Source organism: Vreelandella salicampi, assembly GCF_013415105.1.
Classification (GTDB): Bacteria; Pseudomonadota; Gammaproteobacteria; order Pseudomonadales; family Halomonadaceae; genus Vreelandella; species Vreelandella salicampi.
In genome coordinates, this window is record NZ_JACCDF010000002.1 from 1 (window position 1) to 18,923 (window position 18,923).

Annotated in this window: 17 protein-coding genes and 1 riboswitch; of the genes, 6 read left to right on the top strand and 11 right to left on the bottom strand. The window is 55.5% G+C overall.

The features are described from left to right. Nucleotides 1-203: 203 nt before the first annotated feature. Nucleotides 204-617, bottom strand: a complete 414-nt coding sequence (locus tag HZS81_RS02770) for a hypothetical protein (protein ID WP_179929043.1) — start codon at nucleotides 615-617, stop codon at nucleotides 204-206. A gap of 231 nt (nucleotides 618-848) precedes the next feature. Further along, nucleotides 849-1,006: riboswitch (TPP riboswitch) on the top strand. A gap of 87 nt (nucleotides 1,007-1,093) precedes the next feature. On the opposite strand from HZS81_RS02770, the gene tenA reads away from it, so the two are divergent. Continuing rightward, on the top strand, nucleotides 1,094-1,762 hold the full coding sequence (tenA, locus tag HZS81_RS02775; RefSeq protein ID WP_179929044.1) for a thiaminase II: 669 nt from the start codon (nucleotides 1,094-1,096) through the stop codon (nucleotides 1,760-1,762). Nucleotides 1,763-1,793: 31 nt separating this feature from the next. Next, a complete protein-coding gene (thiC, locus tag HZS81_RS02780) occupies nucleotides 1,794-3,683 on the top strand; it encodes a phosphomethylpyrimidine synthase ThiC (RefSeq protein WP_179929045.1) in 1,890 nt (629 codons plus the stop codon). 107 nt (nucleotides 3,684-3,790) lie between these two features. Here the strand turns inward: thiC and HZS81_RS02785 are convergent, their stop codons facing one another. From HZS81_RS02785 to HZS81_RS02820, 8 genes are all read right to left on the bottom strand, one after another. After that, on the bottom strand, nucleotides 3,791-4,516 hold the full coding sequence (locus HZS81_RS02785; protein WP_179929046.1) for a FadR/GntR family transcriptional regulator: 726 nt from the start codon (nucleotides 4,514-4,516) through the stop codon (nucleotides 3,791-3,793). 78 nt (nucleotides 4,517-4,594) lie between these two features. Continuing rightward, nucleotides 4,595-5,347 carry an SDR family NAD(P)-dependent oxidoreductase gene (locus HZS81_RS02790; protein WP_179929047.1) on the bottom strand — a complete coding sequence of 251 codons (753 nt, stop codon included), beginning with the start codon at nucleotides 5,345-5,347 and terminating at the stop codon, nucleotides 4,595-4,597. Between the two features lie 30 nt (nucleotides 5,348-5,377). After that, nucleotides 5,378-6,211 carry a sugar phosphate isomerase/epimerase family protein gene (locus HZS81_RS02795; protein ID WP_179929048.1) on the bottom strand — a complete coding sequence of 278 codons (834 nt, stop codon included), beginning with the start codon at nucleotides 6,209-6,211 and terminating at the stop codon, nucleotides 5,378-5,380. A 32-nt stretch (nucleotides 6,212-6,243) separates the two neighbouring features. Next, nucleotides 6,244-7,503, bottom strand: a complete 1,260-nt coding sequence (locus tag HZS81_RS02800) for a TRAP transporter large permease (protein WP_179929049.1) — start codon at nucleotides 7,501-7,503, stop codon at nucleotides 6,244-6,246. Continuing rightward, nucleotides 7,500-8,063: a TRAP transporter small permease gene (locus tag HZS81_RS02805; protein ID WP_179929050.1), complete on the bottom strand. Its 564-nt coding sequence runs from the start codon at nucleotides 8,061-8,063 to the stop codon at nucleotides 7,500-7,502. The genes HZS81_RS02800 and HZS81_RS02805 overlap by 4 nt, the downstream gene beginning before the upstream one ends. A 15-nt stretch (nucleotides 8,064-8,078) precedes the next feature. Then, nucleotides 8,079-9,059 (bottom strand): TRAP transporter substrate-binding protein, encoded by a 981-nt coding sequence (locus HZS81_RS02810; protein ID WP_179929051.1) that lies wholly within the window; start codon nucleotides 9,057-9,059, stop codon nucleotides 8,079-8,081. Nucleotides 9,060-9,157: 98 nt separating this feature from the next. After that, nucleotides 9,158-10,180, bottom strand: coding sequence for a transketolase family protein (locus HZS81_RS02815; RefSeq protein ID WP_179929052.1), 1,023 nt, complete (start codon nucleotides 10,178-10,180; stop codon nucleotides 9,158-9,160). A 12-nt stretch (nucleotides 10,181-10,192) separates the two neighbouring features. Further along, nucleotides 10,193-11,053 carry a transketolase gene (locus HZS81_RS02820; RefSeq protein ID WP_179929053.1) on the bottom strand — a complete coding sequence of 287 codons (861 nt, stop codon included), beginning with the start codon at nucleotides 11,051-11,053 and terminating at the stop codon, nucleotides 10,193-10,195. Between the two features lie 604 nt (nucleotides 11,054-11,657). On the opposite strand from HZS81_RS02820, the gene HZS81_RS02825 reads away from it, so the two are divergent. Next, nucleotides 11,658-13,124, top strand: coding sequence for a DASS family sodium-coupled anion symporter (locus HZS81_RS02825; protein WP_179929054.1), 1,467 nt, complete (start codon nucleotides 11,658-11,660; stop codon nucleotides 13,122-13,124). Between the two features lie 42 nt (nucleotides 13,125-13,166). On the opposite strand, the gene mapR is transcribed toward HZS81_RS02825, so the two are convergent. Beyond that, complete coding sequence (gene mapR, locus HZS81_RS02830; protein ID WP_179929447.1) at nucleotides 13,167-14,576, bottom strand: GntR family transcriptional regulator MpaR; 1,410 nt, start codon at nucleotides 14,574-14,576, stop codon at nucleotides 13,167-13,169. A gap of 309 nt (nucleotides 14,577-14,885) precedes the next feature. On the opposite strand from mapR, the gene ccoG reads away from it, so the two are divergent. Then, a complete protein-coding gene (gene ccoG / locus HZS81_RS02835; RefSeq protein ID WP_179929055.1) occupies nucleotides 14,886-16,307 on the top strand; it encodes a cytochrome c oxidase accessory protein CcoG in 1,422 nt (473 codons plus the stop codon). A 274-nt stretch (nucleotides 16,308-16,581) separates the two neighbouring features. On the opposite strand, the gene HZS81_RS02840 is transcribed toward ccoG, so the two are convergent. Then, nucleotides 16,582-16,788 (bottom strand): cold-shock protein, encoded by a 207-nt coding sequence (locus HZS81_RS02840; protein ID WP_179929056.1) that lies wholly within the window; start codon nucleotides 16,786-16,788, stop codon nucleotides 16,582-16,584. Between the two features lie 334 nt (nucleotides 16,789-17,122). Here HZS81_RS02840 and HZS81_RS02845 point away from each other — a divergent pair, with 334 nt between their 5' ends. Both HZS81_RS02845 and HZS81_RS02850 read left to right on the top strand, forming a co-directional pair. Continuing rightward, nucleotides 17,123-17,572 (top strand): LexA family protein, encoded by a 450-nt coding sequence (locus tag HZS81_RS02845; RefSeq protein WP_179929057.1) that lies wholly within the window; start codon nucleotides 17,123-17,125, stop codon nucleotides 17,570-17,572. Continuing rightward, nucleotides 17,569-18,849, top strand: coding sequence for a Y-family DNA polymerase (locus HZS81_RS02850; protein WP_179929058.1), 1,281 nt, complete (start codon nucleotides 17,569-17,571; stop codon nucleotides 18,847-18,849). Before HZS81_RS02845 ends, HZS81_RS02850 begins: the two co-directional genes overlap by 4 nt. Nucleotides 18,850-18,923 lie beyond the last annotated feature (74 nt).

Here is an 18,923-nt window from a genome sequence, read left to right on the forward strand (position 1 = left end):
CGCCACACTTGGGCATTAATCCGTGTGTCATCACGCCATCGATACGGCTGTTGAAGACTGAAGCCGGCAACCAACGGCTCCAAAACGCTCAATCGACACTCTCATGAATGAGGCAGGTTCACTACAACACATAACGCCGAAGCTCAGTTGCAGGCCAAAGTGCAGCAGCGCTTTGGCCGGTCAACTGCAGCGATTCGTTGGATTTACACAACCAATTCTATGAGCCACGCGACCGTCGGCCGCGTACGCGCTGGCACCTTCTCTAAAAAATCGGCTACTCCTAGCTCTTCATCAGTTTTCGGCAGTGAAAGAGCTGAGGCGTAAACGCTAGCTCCAATTGCCGCAAACCCGAAGGGTACGATCCAACTTGCTGCGTTTAGAAATAGCGCGCTTAACAACGCTACGAGGCCGTCCGCATCTTCTACGGACGAAATATCCCAAACAGACTGAAGTCCGTAAACCGCCATCAAAATCAAACCACCGTGAAAAATAAGTCTGAGACCAGATCGCTTTAATGTTTTTTTATCTCCCGAAGCACACTCCCTGATTCTTATAATCGAAAGCAAAGCAATAAAGAGAGATAGGAGCCCGCCTACCGAAAAACAAAATGTGTACATACCCCTCCTCAACTTCTACCCAGAAGTGATTCTACGCCCCGCTGCAAAACTTCAATGAACGCGAAGGCGCATTGAGGTTTTGCACCCACCTGTTTTGACTCTACCCCATTGATTCCCTTGATAGCAAAGCCAATTTTGGCAACACCTCTTAAATTCGCAGCTTGCACGATTCTCTATATCCAATCTTGTCCCCTTGCATCTCCCCCACCCGCCTCCTACACTCCACCAACGAACAGCTTGACGGGGTGCCGGTGATATCCGGCTGAGATGGCGCAGGGCGTAGCAATGTTTGCTGCCAAGCGCTGGTCCCGCTGAACCTGATCCGGCTAATGCGCTGCTATATGAATTGCGGCGCGGGTACCGGCGTAGGGATCAAGCGATGGCCATGGCTAGCTCTCTCAAGATCGCACGCCACCTTTCCGCGCCATTCCCTCGATCTCTCGCCTGCCCTCCGGATCATTACTACCGGAGGCATCATGGGCTACTGCTTTACCGATCTCATCAACGCTTGTCACGATGAATGGCGCGCCTATATTGAGCACGATTTTGTGCGCCAGTTGGGCACGGCGACGCTGCCCGAGGCGTCGTTTCGCCATTACCTAAAGCAGGACTACCTGTTTTTGATCCACTTCGCTCGCGCCTATGCGCTGGCTGCTTATAAAAGCCCCACCCTTGCCGATCTTCGCCAAGCCCATGAAGGTTTGAAAGCCATCGTGGACGTGGAGCTGGGCCTGCACGTGGGCTTTTGCCAGGAGTGGGAGATTTCCGAGCAGGAGCTGGAAGCACTTCCTGAAGCCAGGGCGACGCTTGCCTATACCCGCTATGTGCTGGATACCGGCAGCCGCGGCGACCTGCTCGATTTGCACGTGGCACTGGCTCCTTGCCTGGTCGGCTACGGCGAAATCGCCAACTGGCTTAACGACCAACCCAACACGGTGCGCGGGGAGCAAAACCCCTTTGACGCCTGGATTGGCATGTACGAAGGCGAAGAGTTTCAGTCCGCCATGCGGGCGGAGCTCGAATGGCTCAATGCCCGCTTAGCCGATGTTACCCCCGCCCGCTTTAATGAGCTGAGCAAGATCTTCCGCGATGCCACTCGCCTGGAAATCGACTTTTGGCAGATGGGCCTCGACCTCACCAACTAATTCAGCAAAACAACATAAGGAAGCGACCGTTATGAGCAAAACTAGCCATTTTTTAGCCGAAACCGCCCGGGTAGACGCTGCCGCTATTGCGCCGCTGCCCGCTTCGCGCAAGGTGTACGTGGAAGGCTCGCGGCCGGATATTCGCGTGCCGTTTCGCGAGATCACCCTCTCGCCCACCAAGACCTCCGCCGACGACGAGCAGAACCCGCCGCTGCTGGTCTACGACACCTCCGGCCCCTATACCGACCACGACGCACAGATCGACCTGCGTCGCGGGCTGCCGGCGCTGCGTCGCGCCTGGATTGAAGCGCGGGACGACACCGAGTTCTTGACCGGCCCCACCAGCGAGTACGGCCATCGCCGCGCCAACGATCCGACGCTTGCCCAGCTGCGCTTTGATCTAACCCGTACACCACGGCGGGCGAAAGCGGGCAAAAACGTGACCCAACTGCACTACGCTCGCCAAGGCATTATTACGCCGGAAATGGAGTTTATCGCGCTGCGCGAAAACCAGCGTCGTCAGGCGTTGGGCAATGAGGAAGTGGAGCGCATTCTGGGCCACCAGCATAAAGGTCAGAGCTTTGGTGCCAGCCTGCCGGATGAGATCACGCCTGAGTTCGTGCGCGACGAAGTCGCCCGCGGGCGGGCGATTATCCCCAATAACATCAACCACCCGGAAAGCGAACCGATGATCATTGGCCGCAACTTCCTGGTCAAGATTAACGGTAATCTGGGTAACTCGGCGGTGACGTCTTCTATCGAAGAAGAGGTGGATAAGATGACTTGGGGCATCCGCTGGGGCGCGGACACCATCATGGATCTCTCCACTGGGCAGAACATCCACGAAACCCGCGAGTGGATTTTGCGCAACTCGCCGGTGCCGATTGGCACGGTGCCTATCTATCAGGCGCTGGAAAAGGTCAAAGGCGTGGCCGAAGACCTCACCTGGGAAGTCTTCCGCGATACGCTGATCGAGCAGGCCGAACAGGGCGTGGACTACTTCACCATTCACGCAGGCGTGCTGCTGCGCTATGTGCCGCTCACCGCCAAGCGCGTCACCGGTATTGTCAGCCGCGGCGGTTCGATCATGGCCAAGTGGTGTTTGTACCATCACCAGGAGAGCTTCCTGTATACCCACTTCGAGGAGATCTGCGAGATCTGCAAGCAGTACGATGTGGCGTTTTCCCTCGGCGATGGCCTGCGCCCCGGCTCGGTGGCGGATGCCAATGACGAAGCGCAAATGGCGGAGCTCAAGACCCTCGGTGAGCTGACCCATATCGCCTGGAAGCACGATGTGCAGGTGATGATCGAAGGCCCCGGCCACGTGCCCATGCATCTGGTAAAAGAGAACATGGATAAGCAGTTGGAGTACTGCGACGAAGCGCCCTTCTACACCCTCGGCCCACTAGTGACGGATATCGCCCCCGGCTACGATCATATTACCTCGGGCATCGGGGCCGCGATGATCGGCTGGTTTGGCTGCGCGATGCTCTGCTACGTCACGCCCAAGGAGCACCTGGGCCTGCCCAATAAAGACGACGTCAAAACCGGCATCATTACCTACAAGATTGCTGCCCACGCGGCGGACTTGGCCAAGGGCCACCCGGCGGCTCAGCGTCGCGACAACGCACTTTCCAAGGCGCGTTTCGAGTTCCGCTGGGAAGACCAGTTCAACCTGGGCCTGGACCCGGACACCGCCCGGGAGTACCACGACGAAACCCTGCCTAAAGACTCCGCCAAGGTGGCGCACTTCTGCTCCATGTGCGGGCCGAAGTTCTGCTCCATGAAGATCAGCCAGGAGGTGCGTGACTATGCCAACGAACACGGGCTAAACGGCGATCAGGAAGCGGTGATGAAGGGCATGGAAGAGCAGGCGGAGAAATTCAAGAAAGAAGGGCGGGCGCTTTACCAGGAGGTGTAGGCCTCAAAGGTTCTGCGAGTCGCTAACGTAAAAGGCTCCATTGGCGAGATATCCAACGGGGCCTTTTCGTTCAAGGGCTTGGCGTTTTATCCAAGCAATAGAGACACTTAATCGGTAAGCAAACTCGCTTCTTCTATCTCCGAGAATGGCCGCATTGTCTGCTGATTCCACGTCTCGAAGTGATCGTGCATCGCTTGACGCGCCAAATCCCGGTCACGGGTTTTAACGGCAGCGACGAGAGCAATATGCGTCTCGTTGGTCTTCTTTTGTGCCTCTTTCGACTTGGATTGCCGCGCGAGGATACGACGTTGGTGAAGCACTTTTTTGAGTACTGACGACAGTCCCTGGAAAATGATCAAAATGGCGGGATTTTTCGCCATGATGGCCAGTTGCTCATGAAAGTCGTAATCGGCCTGAATGCCTTCAAGTACATCGGTGGAATGCACGATCTTGCCGCAGAGTTGCTCAAGCCGCTCAAGCTCATGGGGCTGATGATTCACCGCCGCCGCCTGGACGATCTCTTTTTCGAACATTTCCCTAGCCGTTTCGAGGTGATCGACGGAAATGTAATTGAGCTTAAGCGCCAGTTCAAAATAGAGCTGAATGAAAACCGGTTCCGGCATCTTAAGAAAGGTGCCGCTGCCCTGTTTGCGTTCGATGAACCCAAGGCTCTGCAGTAACGAAAGGACATTCCTCACCGACGAGCGGTGCATGTCGAAATGCTCACACAGCGCTCTTTCCGGCGGAAGTTTCAAACGACCGTCTTTGGATAGCTCGGAGACAGAAACAAACTCCTTAAGCCTATCCAAAAGGTTAGGATCAATCTGGCTCATATCATCATCCAGGCGCTGCCCCTATACCGCATTAATACGACAAGACCGTATTGAAAGTACCAGGGCAGCTTACCATAATCAGTGAATGTGCATACCGCCATTCACATCTAGGGTAGCCCCCGTGATGTAACTGGAGAGGTCGCTGGCTAGGAACAGGAAGGCCTTGGCAACGTCATCGGGCGCACCCAGGCGGTTCAGGGGAATTCCTTCCAGAATCTTGGCCTTCATCTCGTCGTCGAGCTTGCCCGCGGTGATATCGGTCGCGATCAGGCCGGGCGTAACGGCGTTAACCCGAATACCGTTCGCCCCAAGCTCGCGCGCCATGGCTTTGCCAAGCCCCAGCATGCCGGCCTTGGCGGCACTGTAGTGGGGGCCGCCGAAAATACCGCCGCCGCGCTGTGCAGAAACAGACGAGGTATTGATAATCGAGCCGACGCCGCCTTGCTTCATGTGCGGCACCACCGCTTGCGACATGTACATCATACCGCGCAGGTTTACGTCCAGAATGCGGTCATAGTCTTCTGGTGAAATCTCTTCGAACTTTACCGGTTGGGTGATGCCGGCATTATTGACGAGCACATCGATACGGCCGAACTTGTCGATCACCGCTTTTGCTAGATTGAAACAGTCTTCGCGGTTGGCCACGTTGCCGGTAACCACCAGGCAGCGGTCGGCATCAAATTCGCTGCGCACTTTCTCGCAGGCCTGCTCATTAATATCAGAAATCACGATTGACGCGCCTTCCTCATAGAAAAGGCGAGCTGTTCTCAAGCCAATGCCTTTCTCACCTGCAGCGCCGGTGACGATACATACCTTGTCTTTAAGTAGCATGACGTTTTCCTTTTGTTGATGTTGAGTACGTTATTTGTTGAGTGATGCCAGCTCCTCAAGGGAGCGGCAAATACGCGACTCGATCACATCGAGTGGCAGTGGTTGTTCATCGCGCCACGGCTGAGCATTGGCATCACGATGAAGGCGAAACGGGAGTTCCAGCGAGAGTGGCATGCCCTGATGAAGAAGCTCGGAGGCCAACGCAGCGTCGTCGATATACCCTTCGCCCAATGCAACAAAGTCGATGCCGTCTCCCCGCCGCGTACACGGCTTGAGGTGAAAGTGATCGGCAATACGCATCGCCTCACGCGCATCCCCAAGCGGTTCTCGGCCAGGGCAATGAGCCAACAGATTGCCGATGTCGTAGTTAATACCAAAGGCTTGGGAATCCAGCCGCTCAAGTAAGCCGTATGCATCACCGGCGTGGTCGAGAACGTTGGGCACCCCGTTGCCGGGGTTTTCCAGCAGAATGCGTATACCGTGGTCGCGAGCAATCGCGGCCAGGGTGTCCGCCTGTCGAAAGAAGGTGCCTGCACGCTCGCACGTGGCCGCGTTGGTAATGACGAAGGACGCGCCGAGAGAGGCGGCGAAACGGCAGCGTGCTTCAAGCCGGGCGGCCGCGTTCTCCATACCCAAATCGATATGGCCCGAGAAGTAGCGGCATTCCTGGCCATACTGGCGCATCTCGTCTTTTAAGGCGCTGGCAAACGCCTCGGTAAAGTCGCCGTCGGTAAAGGCCTCGACATAGCCATCGATGAAGGCAAACTCCACGTTCTTCACGCCACACCGCGCAAGCGATGGCAGGATCGTATGGAACCCATAGCCGTCATAGGCCGCCGTGCTGACTGATACATAGCTGTTCATATTGCTTCCTCAGGCTGTCGCAGCGCGTCAGTTCAATAAACGATCAGCGCCGGCACATAGGACACCAGTATCAACACGGTGATGGCGACCAAGTAGAAGGGGCCCAGCTCTTTCACCACGGCGCCGATACGCTCACGGGCAATGGCGGAAGAGACAAACAGCGTGGTGCCGATAGGCGGTGTGAAAAGCCCAATGCTGAGGTTCACACACATCATTATGCCGAGCTGTACAAGGTCCAGCCCGATCGCATTGGCGATGGAAACCAGCGTTGGGCCGAGTAGCAGGATGGCCGCAGGCAAGTCGAGGAACATACCGATGACGAGCAACAGTAGATTAATCGCCAGAATAATCAGAATCGGATGCTTGAGATATTCCACGGCCCATTGAGCGACTGCCTGGGGCACGCCACCGGAGGTCAGAATGTAGGCGATGATGTTGGCTGCCGCGATAATCAGCATCACGATGCCGGTGGTGATCACCGTACTCACCAGTGCACTCATAACGCGCTCGGCCGACAGGTCACGGTAGATAACACTACTGACCACCAACGCATAGGCCACGGCGATGATGCTGACTTCGGTCGGCGTGGCAATACCAGCGCGCAGCAGTACGACGATAAATACCGGCATTAGCAGCGCCGGTAGCGCGGTAAAAAACGTGCTTCTTACTTCGGCACCGGTGTACTTGAGGGTAAGCCGTGGGAACCCGCGCCGTTTACCCACGATGTAGCAGGCCAACATCATGCCGCCAGCGAGCATCAGCGCCGGAATCACTGCCGCGACAAACAGCGATGCAATGGAGGCATTCGAGACGGTGGCGAATAAGATAAGGGGAATCGACGGCGGCATTAGGCCCGCAATGACCGATGACGCCGAGGTAACAGCGGCCCCGAAAGCGCCGGGGTAGCCTTCTCTCTTTTGCCAGGGAATCAGCATGGAACCAAGTGCAGAGGCCTCGGCTACGGAAGACCCCGAAACCCCGCCAAAGACCGTGGAGCCGACCACCGTGACCTGCCCAAGCCCGCCATGGTATTTCCCCACCAGCATAGACGCTAAGCCCACCAGCTTCTGCCCCAGCTTGCCTGACATCATCAGGCCGCCTGAGAGTATGAAGAAGGGGATCGCCAGTAGAGGAAAACTTTGTGTCGGCTGAAATATCTTCATTACCGCCATACTCGATGGCATCGGGCCGAATACCGATAGCGCTGCCCAGCCACTGATCACCAGCGAATAACCCACCGGCATCGCCATCAAGAGAAATAGAGTAAAACCAATGAGCATCTGGGCCGTCATAACCCATCCTCCCCGTGAGAGACTTTAGGCTCGGAGAATTGATCGCCTCCGGTTAGCACCATCGCAATGTTGATAAACGAAACGACGGCCACTCCCATGAAGCCAATTACCACCGACCAATACGCCCATGACATACCGAGCTGAGTGATAGGAAACCGCTGACTTCCAGCCATCTCGACGACATCCAGCCCATGAAATGCCATCACCGCAAAGGCGACCATGGCGATGCCATTGACGACCAACGTCACCAGCTTCTTGGGTAGGCTCGGGAGTTTTTCTACCACCAGTTCGACGCCGATATGCTCATTTTTGGCAGCAGCGGCGACGATGGCGCACATCGTCAGCCAGGGAAATAGCAGGTTAGGTACTTCTGTTATCCACCCCAAATTGATAGAGAACACATACCGAACCACCACCCCCAGCAACAGCGATAAGAAGATGGCCACAATGGATACGATAGCTACCCATTTGAAGGCGTGATAAATCACATTCTTTGAGCTCACTAACAGCGAAGCGGGCTTACCCACTTCGCTGTTGCGGCTCTCTTTTGAGAGCTTCATGGAAAGCCCCTCCTGTTACTGCGACTCGCCCTGAGAGGCATTGACGACCATTTCGACCAACTCCGGATACTCTTCACGCCACAGGTCGTAAACGGATGAGGTAGCTTCAATGAAAGCCTTATTGTCCACCTCGTTAAACGCCACACCGGCGTTTTCCATTTCTCTGCGTAAATCTTCATCCGCCTGCAGAGAAGCCTGACGGTTGAATTCACCGGCTTCGACGGCCGCCTCTTGAACAACGTCTTGATGCTCTGGTGACAGCGTATCCCAGATTGTTTTGCTCATTAGCAGCGGCGTTGACTCATACTTATGGCCCGTCAGCGAGATGTAGTCCTGAACTTCGTAAAGCTTGGAGGAATAAATATTCATCAGCGGATTTTCCTGACCATCCACAACACCCTGCTCAAGGGCGATGTACAGCTCGGAGAAGTTCATCGGCGTTGGGTTAGCGCCCAGCGCTTCGAAAATATCGACGGTCATCTCGTCCGGAGGCGTACGAATCTTGAGGCCATCCAGGTCTTCTGGCGATTCAATAGGATGCACATTGTTGCTGACGTGACGAATGCCGTTATCCCACATGGCGAGCAGCACTAGGCCCTTCTCTTCCGCCAGTTTCTTGAGTTCATCGCCTACTTCACCGTCCATCACACGCCAAGCAGAAGGCAGCGAGTCGAACAGGAATGGCAGGCCAAGTACGGAGAACTGCGGCACGACACTGGAGGTAGAGCCTTGGCTATTACTGCTGAAAGCCAGCGCCCCCATTCTCATTAGGGTCAGCGCCTCCATGTCATCGCCGTACTGGGAGTTACCCCCTACATCGACGACCAACTCACCGTTGGTGCCTTCTTCGACTAATTCTGCAAACATTTCAGATGCATCCCATTTTGGATTGCCCTCTGCGGCGCTATGGGTTAGCTGAAGTGTCTGCTGAGCAGCGGCGATACCGCTGAAGAAAAAGGCGCTGGCGACGGCGGATGCAAGAATTGTTTTTTTCATGACGTTTCTCTCTGTTCAGATCGTTGTTGTGAACCGTTGTTGTAAACTGCTGTTGTGAATCGTTGTCGTAGCTTTTTGTTTTAACGACAGATAGTGCGTTAAATGGTGGGTTTGATCTCCTCCTCTACGGAGACGTTTTTCGCTACCGTTTTCACTACCTCCCTCGTTGAAATGCCATAGCGATCATGAAGCGTCGGCAGCGCGCCGGCGTCCAAAAACTCGTCGGGAAGGCCGATCTGGTGGAACTTGACCGATACGCCTTCTTTCATCAGCAGGGACGCGATGCTTTCGCCCAACCCGCCGACAACCGAGTGGTTTTCCGCCACGAAGACGGGGCGGTCGGTATTGGAGCGCACCTCTGCCAGAATGGCCTCAGTATCCAAAGGCTTGATCGTAGCGCAGTGCATGACAGCCGCCTCGATCCCTTTCTCCTTCAGCTCATCGGCAGCTTCGATTGCCCGTGTGGTCATCAGTCCGGATGAGATAATCAGGGCGTCTTTGCCATTCATCAGCCGCTTGGCCTTGCCAATCTCGAAGCGGTAGTCATCAAAACGATCCAATACACGCGGCACCTTGCCACGCAATAACCGCAAGTAAACAGGGCCGTCGAAGTCCGCCATTGCCTGCACCGACTGCTCAATGTCTATCGCATCGCAGGGGTCAATGATGGTTAGGTTCGGCATGCCACGGAAAATAGCGACATCTTCTGTGGCTTGGTGACTCGGCCCATAACCGGTGGTCAGACCCGGAAGCCCGCCGATGATTTTGACGTTCAATTTCTCTTCGGCGATTGCCAGGCAGATAAAGTCATAGGCCCGACGTGAAGCAAAGACGCTATAGGTGGTTACGAAAGGGATAAAACCCTCGCGCGCCATGCCGGCCCCTGCCATCATCAGCAGCTGCTCGGCCATGCCCATCTGGTAATAGCGATCAGGGTAGGCCTGAGCGAAGATATGCAAATCGGTATACTTGCCGAGATCTGCCGTCATGCCGACGATCTTGGGATTTTTCTCGGCGGCCTCAACCAGCGCGTGGCCGAAAGGAGCCGCTGTTACCGGCTGACCTTCCCCCGCGATAGACGCGATCATGGATGAGGTTTTTAACTTTTTCTTGGCGCTCATTTCATTTCCTCCTTACTGGACACCGTAGGCTTCATCGAGCTGCTTGAGCGCCACGCTCCACTCATTCTCATCAACGCGAATAAAGTGGTTCTTGTCGCGTTCTTCGAGGAACGTCACGCCGCGGCCCATCAGGGTGTCGCAAATAATCACGCGGGGCTTGTCGGAGTTGCTTGCCAAGGCACTGTCGAAGGCCTCGACCAGTGCTTCGAGATCATTGCCATCAACGCGATAGGTTTCCCATCCAAAGGCGGTCCACTTGTCAGCGATCGGTTCGTAGTTGAGCACGGTGGACGACTTGTCGTCGGCCTGCTGATCGTTGACGTCGACAATCGCAATCAAGTTGCCCAGCTTCCAGTGGGCTGCAGAAGCAACGGCTTCCCAGGTCGAGCCCTCGTTTAGCTCGCCGTCTGACAGCAGGTTGAAAATGCGCGACGCACTCTCTTTGCGCTTGAGACCCAGCGCCATACCGACCCCAATGCCAAGGCCGTGGCCCAAAGAGCCACCGGTGATTTCCATACCTGGCGTGTAGTCAGCCATGCCGGACATGGGCAGGATGCTGTCGTCGCTGCCGTAGTCTTCAATTTCTTCTTCGGCGATAACACCGGCTTCGATCAAAGCGGCATAGAGGGCGATGGCGTAGTGCCCGATGGACAGCAGGAAACGATCTCGCTCTTCCCACTCAGGGTTTTTAGGGTCAAGTTTTAGCGCGCGAAAGTAGGATACCGCCAGGACATCGGCGACCCCTAAGGCCTGACCCACGTAGCCTTGACCCTGTACCTCGCCCATCCGCAAGGCGTGTTGACGAATTTTGTAAGCCCGCTGCCGAAGTGCCTCAATATCACTAGCCTTCGATGCGGTAGCTGTTTGGCTCATTACAGTCACCTCCAATTGGTTGACCAATTGAAGGTAGCCATTGAGGGTTATTTGTGAAATAAGACCATGGTCTATTTCATATTTTATTAATGTAGTATAAAGAAAATTGCCGTATTTAATCCTACGTTGACTTGCCAACCCATTAAGCTAGTTAAATGGAATAAATTTGTTTATAAACAAAAATATATAATATCTTAAGAAAGAGGGTGATCGTGGTTTTATGCTATATCTATCGTGAAACCCTAAATTGCACTTTATATCTCTATCATCCTTTTTATAAGCAAGGAACATTATTCTTATTGTCTTAATGGTTGACCATTATTGGGTGGCAGGCCCTTTGTGAAATATCTCCCGGCTGACTCCTCCTACTTCATGGCCTCACGTGAAGTAATGCCTGACCAAGGCAGGCATCAACCTGAATAAGTCACCACCAACGGCACCGAAGACTGGGCGCTGACGCAAGGGGGGCCAGCAAGGCGGTTCTGGCCATTGACGTGAAGCAAGTCGGCAAACGTCTACCTGATATAGACTTAAGTAGAAACTCAAGCGCTGCTCTATTGCCTGCGAGCGTGCCGCAGCTACCTACTTTATATGGGGGCCGACGATGCCGACGATGCCTTTCAAACCCTGGCCAACCGTTATTGCGGTGGCGATTACTTTGCTGATATGGCTGGCTATTCCGTTGCCGGAAGGCCTCACCTCTGATGCTTGGCTGATGCTGGCCATATTCGTGGGGACAATCGCCGCGATTATTGGCAAAGCAATGCCCATCGGCGCTATTTCAGTCATTGCTATTTCCGTCGTGGCGGCGAGCGGGGTGACCAGCGATAATCCGGGCGCTGCCATTAGCGATGCACTAAGCAGCTACTCCAACTCGCTGATCTGGTTAATCGCCATCTCCATTATGATCTCACGAGGACTGATTAAGTCGGGGCTGGGAGCCCGCATCGGCTACTATTTTATTTCCCTCTTCGGCAAGAAGACGTTGGGGATCGGCTATAGTTTGGCCTTTTCCGAGCTCTCCATTGCTCCTGTAACTCCGAGTAATACCGCTCGTGGTGGCGGGATCATGCACCCCATCATGCGCTCTGTTGCTAAAGGCTTTGACTCACGCCCGGAAGACGGCACGTCGAGCAAAATCGGCAAATACTTGGCGCTGGTAAATTACCACAGCAACCCCATTACCTCGGCGATGTTTGTCACCGCTACCGCGCCCAACCCATTGACCGTAGAGCTGGTTTCAATCGCCACCGGGGCTGAAATTCAGCTGAGCTGGATGACTTGGGCGCTTGCCATGCTGTTACCTGGTTTGGTAGCCATCCTGGCCATGCCCTATATTCTTTACCTGCTTTATCCGCCGGAAATAAAAGAGACTCCCCATGCCACGCAAATGGCACGCGATAAGCTTGCCGAAATGGGTAAGATCAGCCGAGACGAAGGCATTATGCTGTTTGTCTTCTTGGTGCTATTGCTGCTGTGGGCGGATATCCCAGCGGCATTTCTGGGCGACTCGGTTACCCTCAACACCACGACCTCCGCGTTTATTGGGCTATCGATACTGCTGCTGAGCGGCGTATTAACCTGGGATGATGTGCTGGCGGAAAAGAACGCCTGGGATACCTTGCTCTGGTTCGGTGCCCTGATCATGATGGCAACCCAGCTCAACCAGACGGGCTTGATCGACTGGTTTTCCACCAATATGCAGGACTGGATCACCATGATGGGCATCGGCTGGCTGGGAGCGTCTGCTCTGCTGGTGTTGACCTTTCTTTACACCCACTACTTCTTTGCCAGCACCACCGCGCATATCACTGCCATGATGGCGGCCTTTCTTACCGTTGGTTTAACGCTCGGCGCACCGCCCATGCCGTTTGTGCTGATCATGGCCGCCACGTCTTCCATCATGATGACCTTAACCCATTACGCCACAGGCACCTCGCCCGTCATCTTTGGCTCGGGCTATCTAACGCTGGGCGAGTGGTGGAAAGCGGGCTTTATTATGAGTGTGGTAAATCTTGTTATCTGGGTAGTTGTCGGCACCTTGTGGTGGAAACTGCTGGGCCATTACTAGGGCGTCTGGGTTGAAAACTACCTTAAGTATGAATTGAGAAGCTTAAAGAAGCGTTAACAGCCGCCCCAGGGTTTCCATGCCGCGTTCGCTGCTTGGCGTCCAGGGGTGGCCGTAGCTCAGGCGTACGCAGTGGCGAAATTGCTGGGTCGCCGAAAAGATGGGGCCTGGCGCTAAGCTAACGCCTTGATCAAGCGCCATATTAAATAGCCGCAGTGAGTCCACCTGCTCGGGAAACTCTACCCACAAAAAGTAGCCGCCAACAGGGCGGGTAATGCGGGTGCTGGCAGGGAAATAGCGCTCCGCCGCCGCCAGCATGCTGCCTTGTTGGGCTTCTAAGGCGTGACGGAGTTTACGCAAATGGCGGTCATAGCCGCCGTGCTGTAAGTAGTCGGCAATCGCCGCTTGCGCGGGTACGGAAGGCGAGATGGTGGTCATCAGTTTTAGCCGCGAGATGGCCTCGGCATAGCGCCCGCCCGCGACCCAGCCGACGCGATAGCCAGGCGCCAAGCATTTAGAGAAAGAGCTGCAGTGGATGACCAAGCCCTCGTCGTCAAAGGCTTTAACGGGCGCGGGCGGCGTGCTGCCGAAATACAGCTCGGCATACACATCATCTTCTAGCATCGGCACCTGATGCTGCTTTAACAGCTGATAAAGCGCTTGCTTGCGCGCTTTACTCAAGCTGGCGCCGAGCGGATTTTGCAGGTGGCTCATAAACCAGCAGGCTTTGATCGGCAGTGTCTCTAGTCGCTCTGTCAGTACTTCGAGGTCGACACCTTCTCGTGGGTGAACCGGAATCTCCACCGCGCGTAGTTTCAATCGCTCCAACACCTGCAGGCTGGCATAAAACGCCGGTGACTCAATCGCCACCAGGTCGCCCGGTTGGGTCACGCATTGCAGCGCAAGATTTAGACCCTCCATTGCCCCATTGGTAATCACCAGTTCTTCCATCGGCAGCTGAATACCACCCAGCATATAGCGCAGGGCAATTTGCCGACACAGGTCGGTATGCCCGGCGGTCATGTCGGCCACCACCTGTTGGGGCGAAAGTGCGCGCAGCCCGCGTGTCATGCTGGTGCTCAGGCGAGAAAGTGGGAACAGCTCAGGGCTGGGAAAGGCCGAGCCGAAGGGGACCGTTCGGTCATCCTGTAGCGAGCCAAGCACAGAGAACGCCAACTCGCTGACTTCTACCTCAGCAGGGTCGGTGGGCTGCAGCATCACCCGTGGCTCGTCCAGCAAGCGCCGTGCGTGCTCACGGACAAAATAGCCCGAGCGCGCTCGCGCGGTGATGAGCCCTTGGTTTTCCAGCAGATAGTAGGCCTGGAACACCGTGGAGGGGCTAATGCCGTGATGGCGGCTAGCCTGGCGTACCGAGGGGATGCGCTCCCCGGGGCCAAGCACACCCTCGCGAATCAACGTGGCTATCTCATCGGCGAATTGTTCGTAGCGTTTCATGGGATAAACCGTCGGTGCGTTGATTTGAACGCCAGGATACTCCATCACAGTGTTAGCTGGCACAGCACGGTTCTCTGTTTATAGAAAACACCACTGTGTCGCATGTGATGAGATAAAAACAGGCTCAGTCTCTTCAATAAAAAGCATATCAGACGGCGAGTTTATCGGCTGCGTTGCACCAGCTGATACGCAATATTTCTCTAAAACTGCGCCTGTTTGTAACCTTGCTTAGTGGGGATAGTAGTGGCTAATAATCGGCGACGCCCCTCGACCGTATAGCCCTCCATTCCTCCTTTTCTGGATATCGGTATGACGCAACGCATTCCACTGCAAGACCTGACCACTGAGGCGACGGTTGAACACCACACGCCTTCCTCTAAGCCTCCCCAGCTCGGGCATATTTATGTGCGGGAAATAGGAGGATTTTTTCAGCGTATTCGGCGCTGCTCCAACTGGCTGCTGATGGCGCTGTATTTCGGCTTGCCGTGGATTAATTGGGGGGACCGGCCGTTGGTGTGGTTCGACCTCTCAGCACAAGAGTTTCATCTGTTTGCGGCGACGTTTTATCCGCAAGATTTTATCTTGCTCACCTGGATTCTGGTGCTCTGCGCGTTTGGCCTGTTTTTGATCACGGTAGTGGCGGGGCGGGTATGGTGTGGCTATAGCTGCCCGCAAAGCGTGTGGACGTTTCTGTTTATTTGGTTTGAGCACCGCCTGGAAGGGCCTCGGCACCGTCGCATACGCCGTGATAAAGCACCGCGTACCTTGGATACGCTATGGCGCAAGGCAGCCAAGCATGCGGCCTGGTTGCTGATAGCGTTAGCAACGGGGTTGGCGTTTGTCGGCTACTTCACGCCTATCAGGGCGTTAGTGGTGGATTTATTCACTCTGGATGTGCATCCCTGGGCGCTCTTCTGGATCGGCTTTTTTACGGTCTTTACCTATTTGAATGCCGGTTGGCTGCGCCATCAGGTATGCCTGCACATGTGCCCTTACGCGCGCTTTCAGTCGGCGATGTTTGACGCCAATACGCTGATTGTGTCCTACGATGCTGCCCGTGGTGAGCCGCGTCGTAACCACCATCAAAAGGGCGCTGAGGCATCCCGTATCGGCGACTGTATCGATTGCGAACTATGCGTTCAGGTATGCCCGACAGGTATCGATATTCGTGATGGGCTGCAGTATGAGTGCATTGGCTGCGCGGCGTGTATTGATGCCTGTGATAGCGTGATGGCACGTATCAATAAACCGCTAGGCCTTGTTCGTTATACCACCGAGCGCGCGCTAGAAGGTAAAACCACCCGGTTTTGGCGTCCTCAGCTGTTTGTGTATGCTGCGGCTCTGCTCTCTATGGTGGTGCTACTTATTGGCTTTTTGAATGCTCGAGTCCCCATCGATGTGGAGATTGCTCGGGATCGTCAGGTGCTGTTTGAAAGCGCGGAGGGAGGGCGTATTGTCAATTACTACAACGTGACGTTGCGCAATCAAGATACTCAGGCGCATCGCTATGCGTTAACGGCAACAGGGCTGCCCGGGCTCCGTTTGCGGGGCATTGACACCATCGAGGTGGCGGCTTTTGAAACGCGCCACTTACGGGTTTCGCTTACCGCCGATGGGGAGGTGCTGACGGAGCCTAGCCACCCCGTCGAGCTGCGCTTCGTCGCATTAGAGGATCCCTCAATAACGAACGCTAGTGAAACACGCTTTCTGGGGCCTTCAAACAGTGAGTAACCTAACCAAAGCGTTTAGAGGTACATAGAGAGAGGTGCATAGAGAGAGGTGCATAGAGAGGTAGATAGATATCAGGGCCCTGGGTGAATATTACCCTGGGGCTTTTTCAGAATCACGCTGTGAGCCCATTGTTAAAGCAAGCGTTAAGGCAAGATAAGTCAGCGGGATATCGCGGCTGATGTTCGGAGTTGCCACACATAACGCAAAAAACCCCGCACTTGGCGGGGTTTTTAGCTTACCGAGCTAGCCGGTAATAAACATCACGGTATGGAGATTAGTCCAGAACCTTGATGTTAGAAGCCTGAAGGCCTTTTTTACCTTGAGTGACGTCAAAAGAAACCTTCTGACCGTCTTGCAAGGACTTAAAGCCGTCTGCTTGAATTTCAGAGAAATGCGCGAACAGATCGTCGCCATTGTCTTCCGGAGCGATGAAGCCGAAGCCTTTAGTATCGTTGAACCACTTTACTGTACCAGTTGCCATGATCGAAATCCTCGATGTAGCGAAATTAAGCCGGGAAATACCCGAGTTGCCGTGGGTAGAACAAGAAACTTTCACCAGACTCAATGCTATATGCTTCGATACTGCTGACAACGTTCGACTTGCTAACCAACTGCGTGCATCTTGAACCTTTAATGCGGTGCCCGTCAATAGCGTGTGTGAAAAAAATGTTCGGGCAGGCGTACGCGTGTTAAGCCTACCGCGTCTTACGCCTGTAACAGTGGCGGGTAGTTCTCCAGTGGTGCATGCGGTGAAGCTTGCACTCGCGGTGCTCTTTATTGATACTGTTTTCATATACAGCTAAAGGGCCGCGAGTATGTCGTTGACCGTTTCATGGGTAGGCCGGGCGGATCCCGCTGCCTTGCCTCACGCATTGCCGTTTTTCTCCAGCGCCGTTCGCGCGGGGTTTCCCAGCCCAGCGGATGATCACCTCGATACCGACCTGGATCTGCATCGCCACGTGGTGAAACGCCCGGCGTCGACGTACTTTGTCCGCGCCGAAGGCGATTCGATGATCGGTGACGGTATCCATCACGGAGACTTGCTGGTCGTCGACCGCAGCTTGGAAGCGCTGCCAGGGCGCATCATTGTGATCGCCGTCGATGGCGAACTCACGGTCAAGCGCTTAGAGCGCGTCGGGCAGCGCGCGTACCTGCGGGCCAGTAACCCGGCTTACCCGCTGATCGCGTTGGAAGGGCGCGAGTCACACGTTTGGGGCGTGGTGACCCATGTGCTGCACAGTCTACCGGGAGCGCCGCTACCATGATGGCCTTGGTGGACTGCAACAACTTCTATGTATCGTGCGAACGGGTGTTTAGCCCGGCGCTGGAAGGCCGCCCGGTTGGGGTGCTCTCCAATAACGACGGCTGCATTGTTGCGCGCTCAAGCGAGCTCAAAGCCTTGGGCGTGGAGATGGGCACCGCGATGCACCTGCTGTCACCGCCGATACGACGCCAAACGGTACTGCTATCGAGTAACTATGCGTTGTATGGCGATATGTCCCGCCGCGTCACTGAGGTGCTCGCCGAGTTCTCCCCGCATGTCGAGGTCTACTCCATCGATGAGTCGTTCGTTGGCTTTCAAGGCTTTGACCCGGCGACGCTGGAGGCGCGCGGGCAGCGGCTTCGCGAAACCGTGCGGAAGTGGACGGGCATCCCGGTGTCGGTGGGGATTGCCCCGACGCGGGTGCTGGCCAAAATCGCCAATCACATGGCCAAAAAGCACCCCGCTTACCAAGCCACAGGCGTTTGCCAATTAGACGCCGATAACGCCGCCACCCAAGCCGTACTCAAACAGCTGCCCGTCACCGAGCTTTGGGGCGTGGCGAGGCGTACCGCCGAACGGCTCAATGTGATGGGGATTAACACCGCTTGGCAGCTGCGCGAAGCCGACCCCAAGCAAGTACGCAAGCGATTCTCCGTGATGCAGGAACGCATCGTGTGGGAGCTGCGCGGCCAGCCGATGATTCAGCTGGATGACATGAGCGAGCCCAAACAGCAGATCATGGTCTCGCGCTCGTTTGGGCGGCTCACCGGCGACCCGCACGACCTACGCGAAGCGCTGCGCCACCATGCCGCCCGCGCGGGAGAGAAGCTGCGTAAGCAAGAAAGTGTCACCAGTGCCGTCATGGTGTTCGTTCGTACCAATCCGTTTCGCACCGATTTGCCGCAATACCGCAACCGCGTGATCGTCTCGCTGGATCGCCCCACTGATGACAGCCGCGAACTTATTGCCGCCGCCGCTCAAGGGCTCAGGCACCTATGGCGCAAGGGGTATCGCTACCAAAAAGTCGGCGTGATGCTGCTCGATCTTTCCCCCAAAGCCAATCGCCAGCTCACGCTGACCGAGACACCGCAAACGGCCACCGAGGCGAAACGCAGCGAACGGCTCATGGCCACGGTCGATAAAATCAACCGTGAGCTGGGCAAGGGCACGGTACAACTAGGCTTACCCCGACAAGACAACGCCTGGGCACTGCGCAGTGAAAGCCGCACGCCGCGCTATACGACCCAGTGGAGCGAGCTCGCCAGGGTAAAGCTATAAAACGGCATTGAGGCGTTAACGATCATCCTTGTTAATACGCAGCGCCATCGGCGTATCATGGCCTTAGCGTATAA

Bases quoted from the DNA above. Each gene is read 5' to 3' on its own strand.
- HZS81_RS02770 (WP_179929043.1), bottom strand. From the start codon at position 617: ATGTACACATTTTGTTTTTCGGTAGGCGGGCTCCTATCTCTCTTTATT.
- tenA (WP_179929044.1), top strand. From the start codon at position 1,094: ATGGGCTACTGCTTTACCGATCTCATCAACGCTTGTCACGATGAATGG.
- thiC (WP_179929045.1), top strand. From the start codon at position 1,794: ATGAGCAAAACTAGCCATTTTTTAGCCGAAACCGCCCGGGTAGACGCT.
- HZS81_RS02785 (WP_179929046.1), bottom strand. From the start codon at position 4,516: ATGAGCCAGATTGATCCTAACCTTTTGGATAGGCTTAAGGAGTTTGTT.
- HZS81_RS02790 (WP_179929047.1), bottom strand. From the start codon at position 5,347: ATGCTACTTAAAGACAAGGTATGTATCGTCACCGGCGCTGCAGGTGAG.
- HZS81_RS02795 (WP_179929048.1), bottom strand. From the start codon at position 6,211: ATGAACAGCTATGTATCAGTCAGCACGGCGGCCTATGACGGCTATGGG.
- HZS81_RS02800 (WP_179929049.1), bottom strand. From the start codon at position 7,503: ATGACGGCCCAGATGCTCATTGGTTTTACTCTATTTCTCTTGATGGCG.
- HZS81_RS02805 (WP_179929050.1), bottom strand. From the start codon at position 8,063: ATGAAGCTCTCAAAAGAGAGCCGCAACAGCGAAGTGGGTAAGCCCGCT.
- HZS81_RS02810 (WP_179929051.1), bottom strand. From the start codon at position 9,059: ATGAAAAAAACAATTCTTGCATCCGCCGTCGCCAGCGCCTTTTTCTTC.
- HZS81_RS02815 (WP_179929052.1), bottom strand. From the start codon at position 10,180: ATGAGCGCCAAGAAAAAGTTAAAAACCTCATCCATGATCGCGTCTATC.
- HZS81_RS02820 (WP_179929053.1), bottom strand. From the start codon at position 11,053: ATGAGCCAAACAGCTACCGCATCGAAGGCTAGTGATATTGAGGCACTT.
- HZS81_RS02825 (WP_179929054.1), top strand. From the start codon at position 11,658: ATGCCGACGATGCCTTTCAAACCCTGGCCAACCGTTATTGCGGTGGCG.
- mapR (WP_179929447.1), bottom strand. From the start codon at position 14,576: ATGAAACGCTACGAACAATTCGCCGATGAGATAGCCACGTTGATTCGC.
- ccoG (WP_179929055.1), top strand. From the start codon at position 14,886: ATGACGCAACGCATTCCACTGCAAGACCTGACCACTGAGGCGACGGTT.
- HZS81_RS02840 (WP_179929056.1), bottom strand. From the start codon at position 16,788: ATGGCAACTGGTACAGTAAAGTGGTTCAACGATACTAAAGGCTTCGGC.
- HZS81_RS02845 (WP_179929057.1), top strand. From the start codon at position 17,123: ATGTCGTTGACCGTTTCATGGGTAGGCCGGGCGGATCCCGCTGCCTTG.
- HZS81_RS02850 (WP_179929058.1), top strand. From the start codon at position 17,569: ATGATGGCCTTGGTGGACTGCAACAACTTCTATGTATCGTGCGAACGG.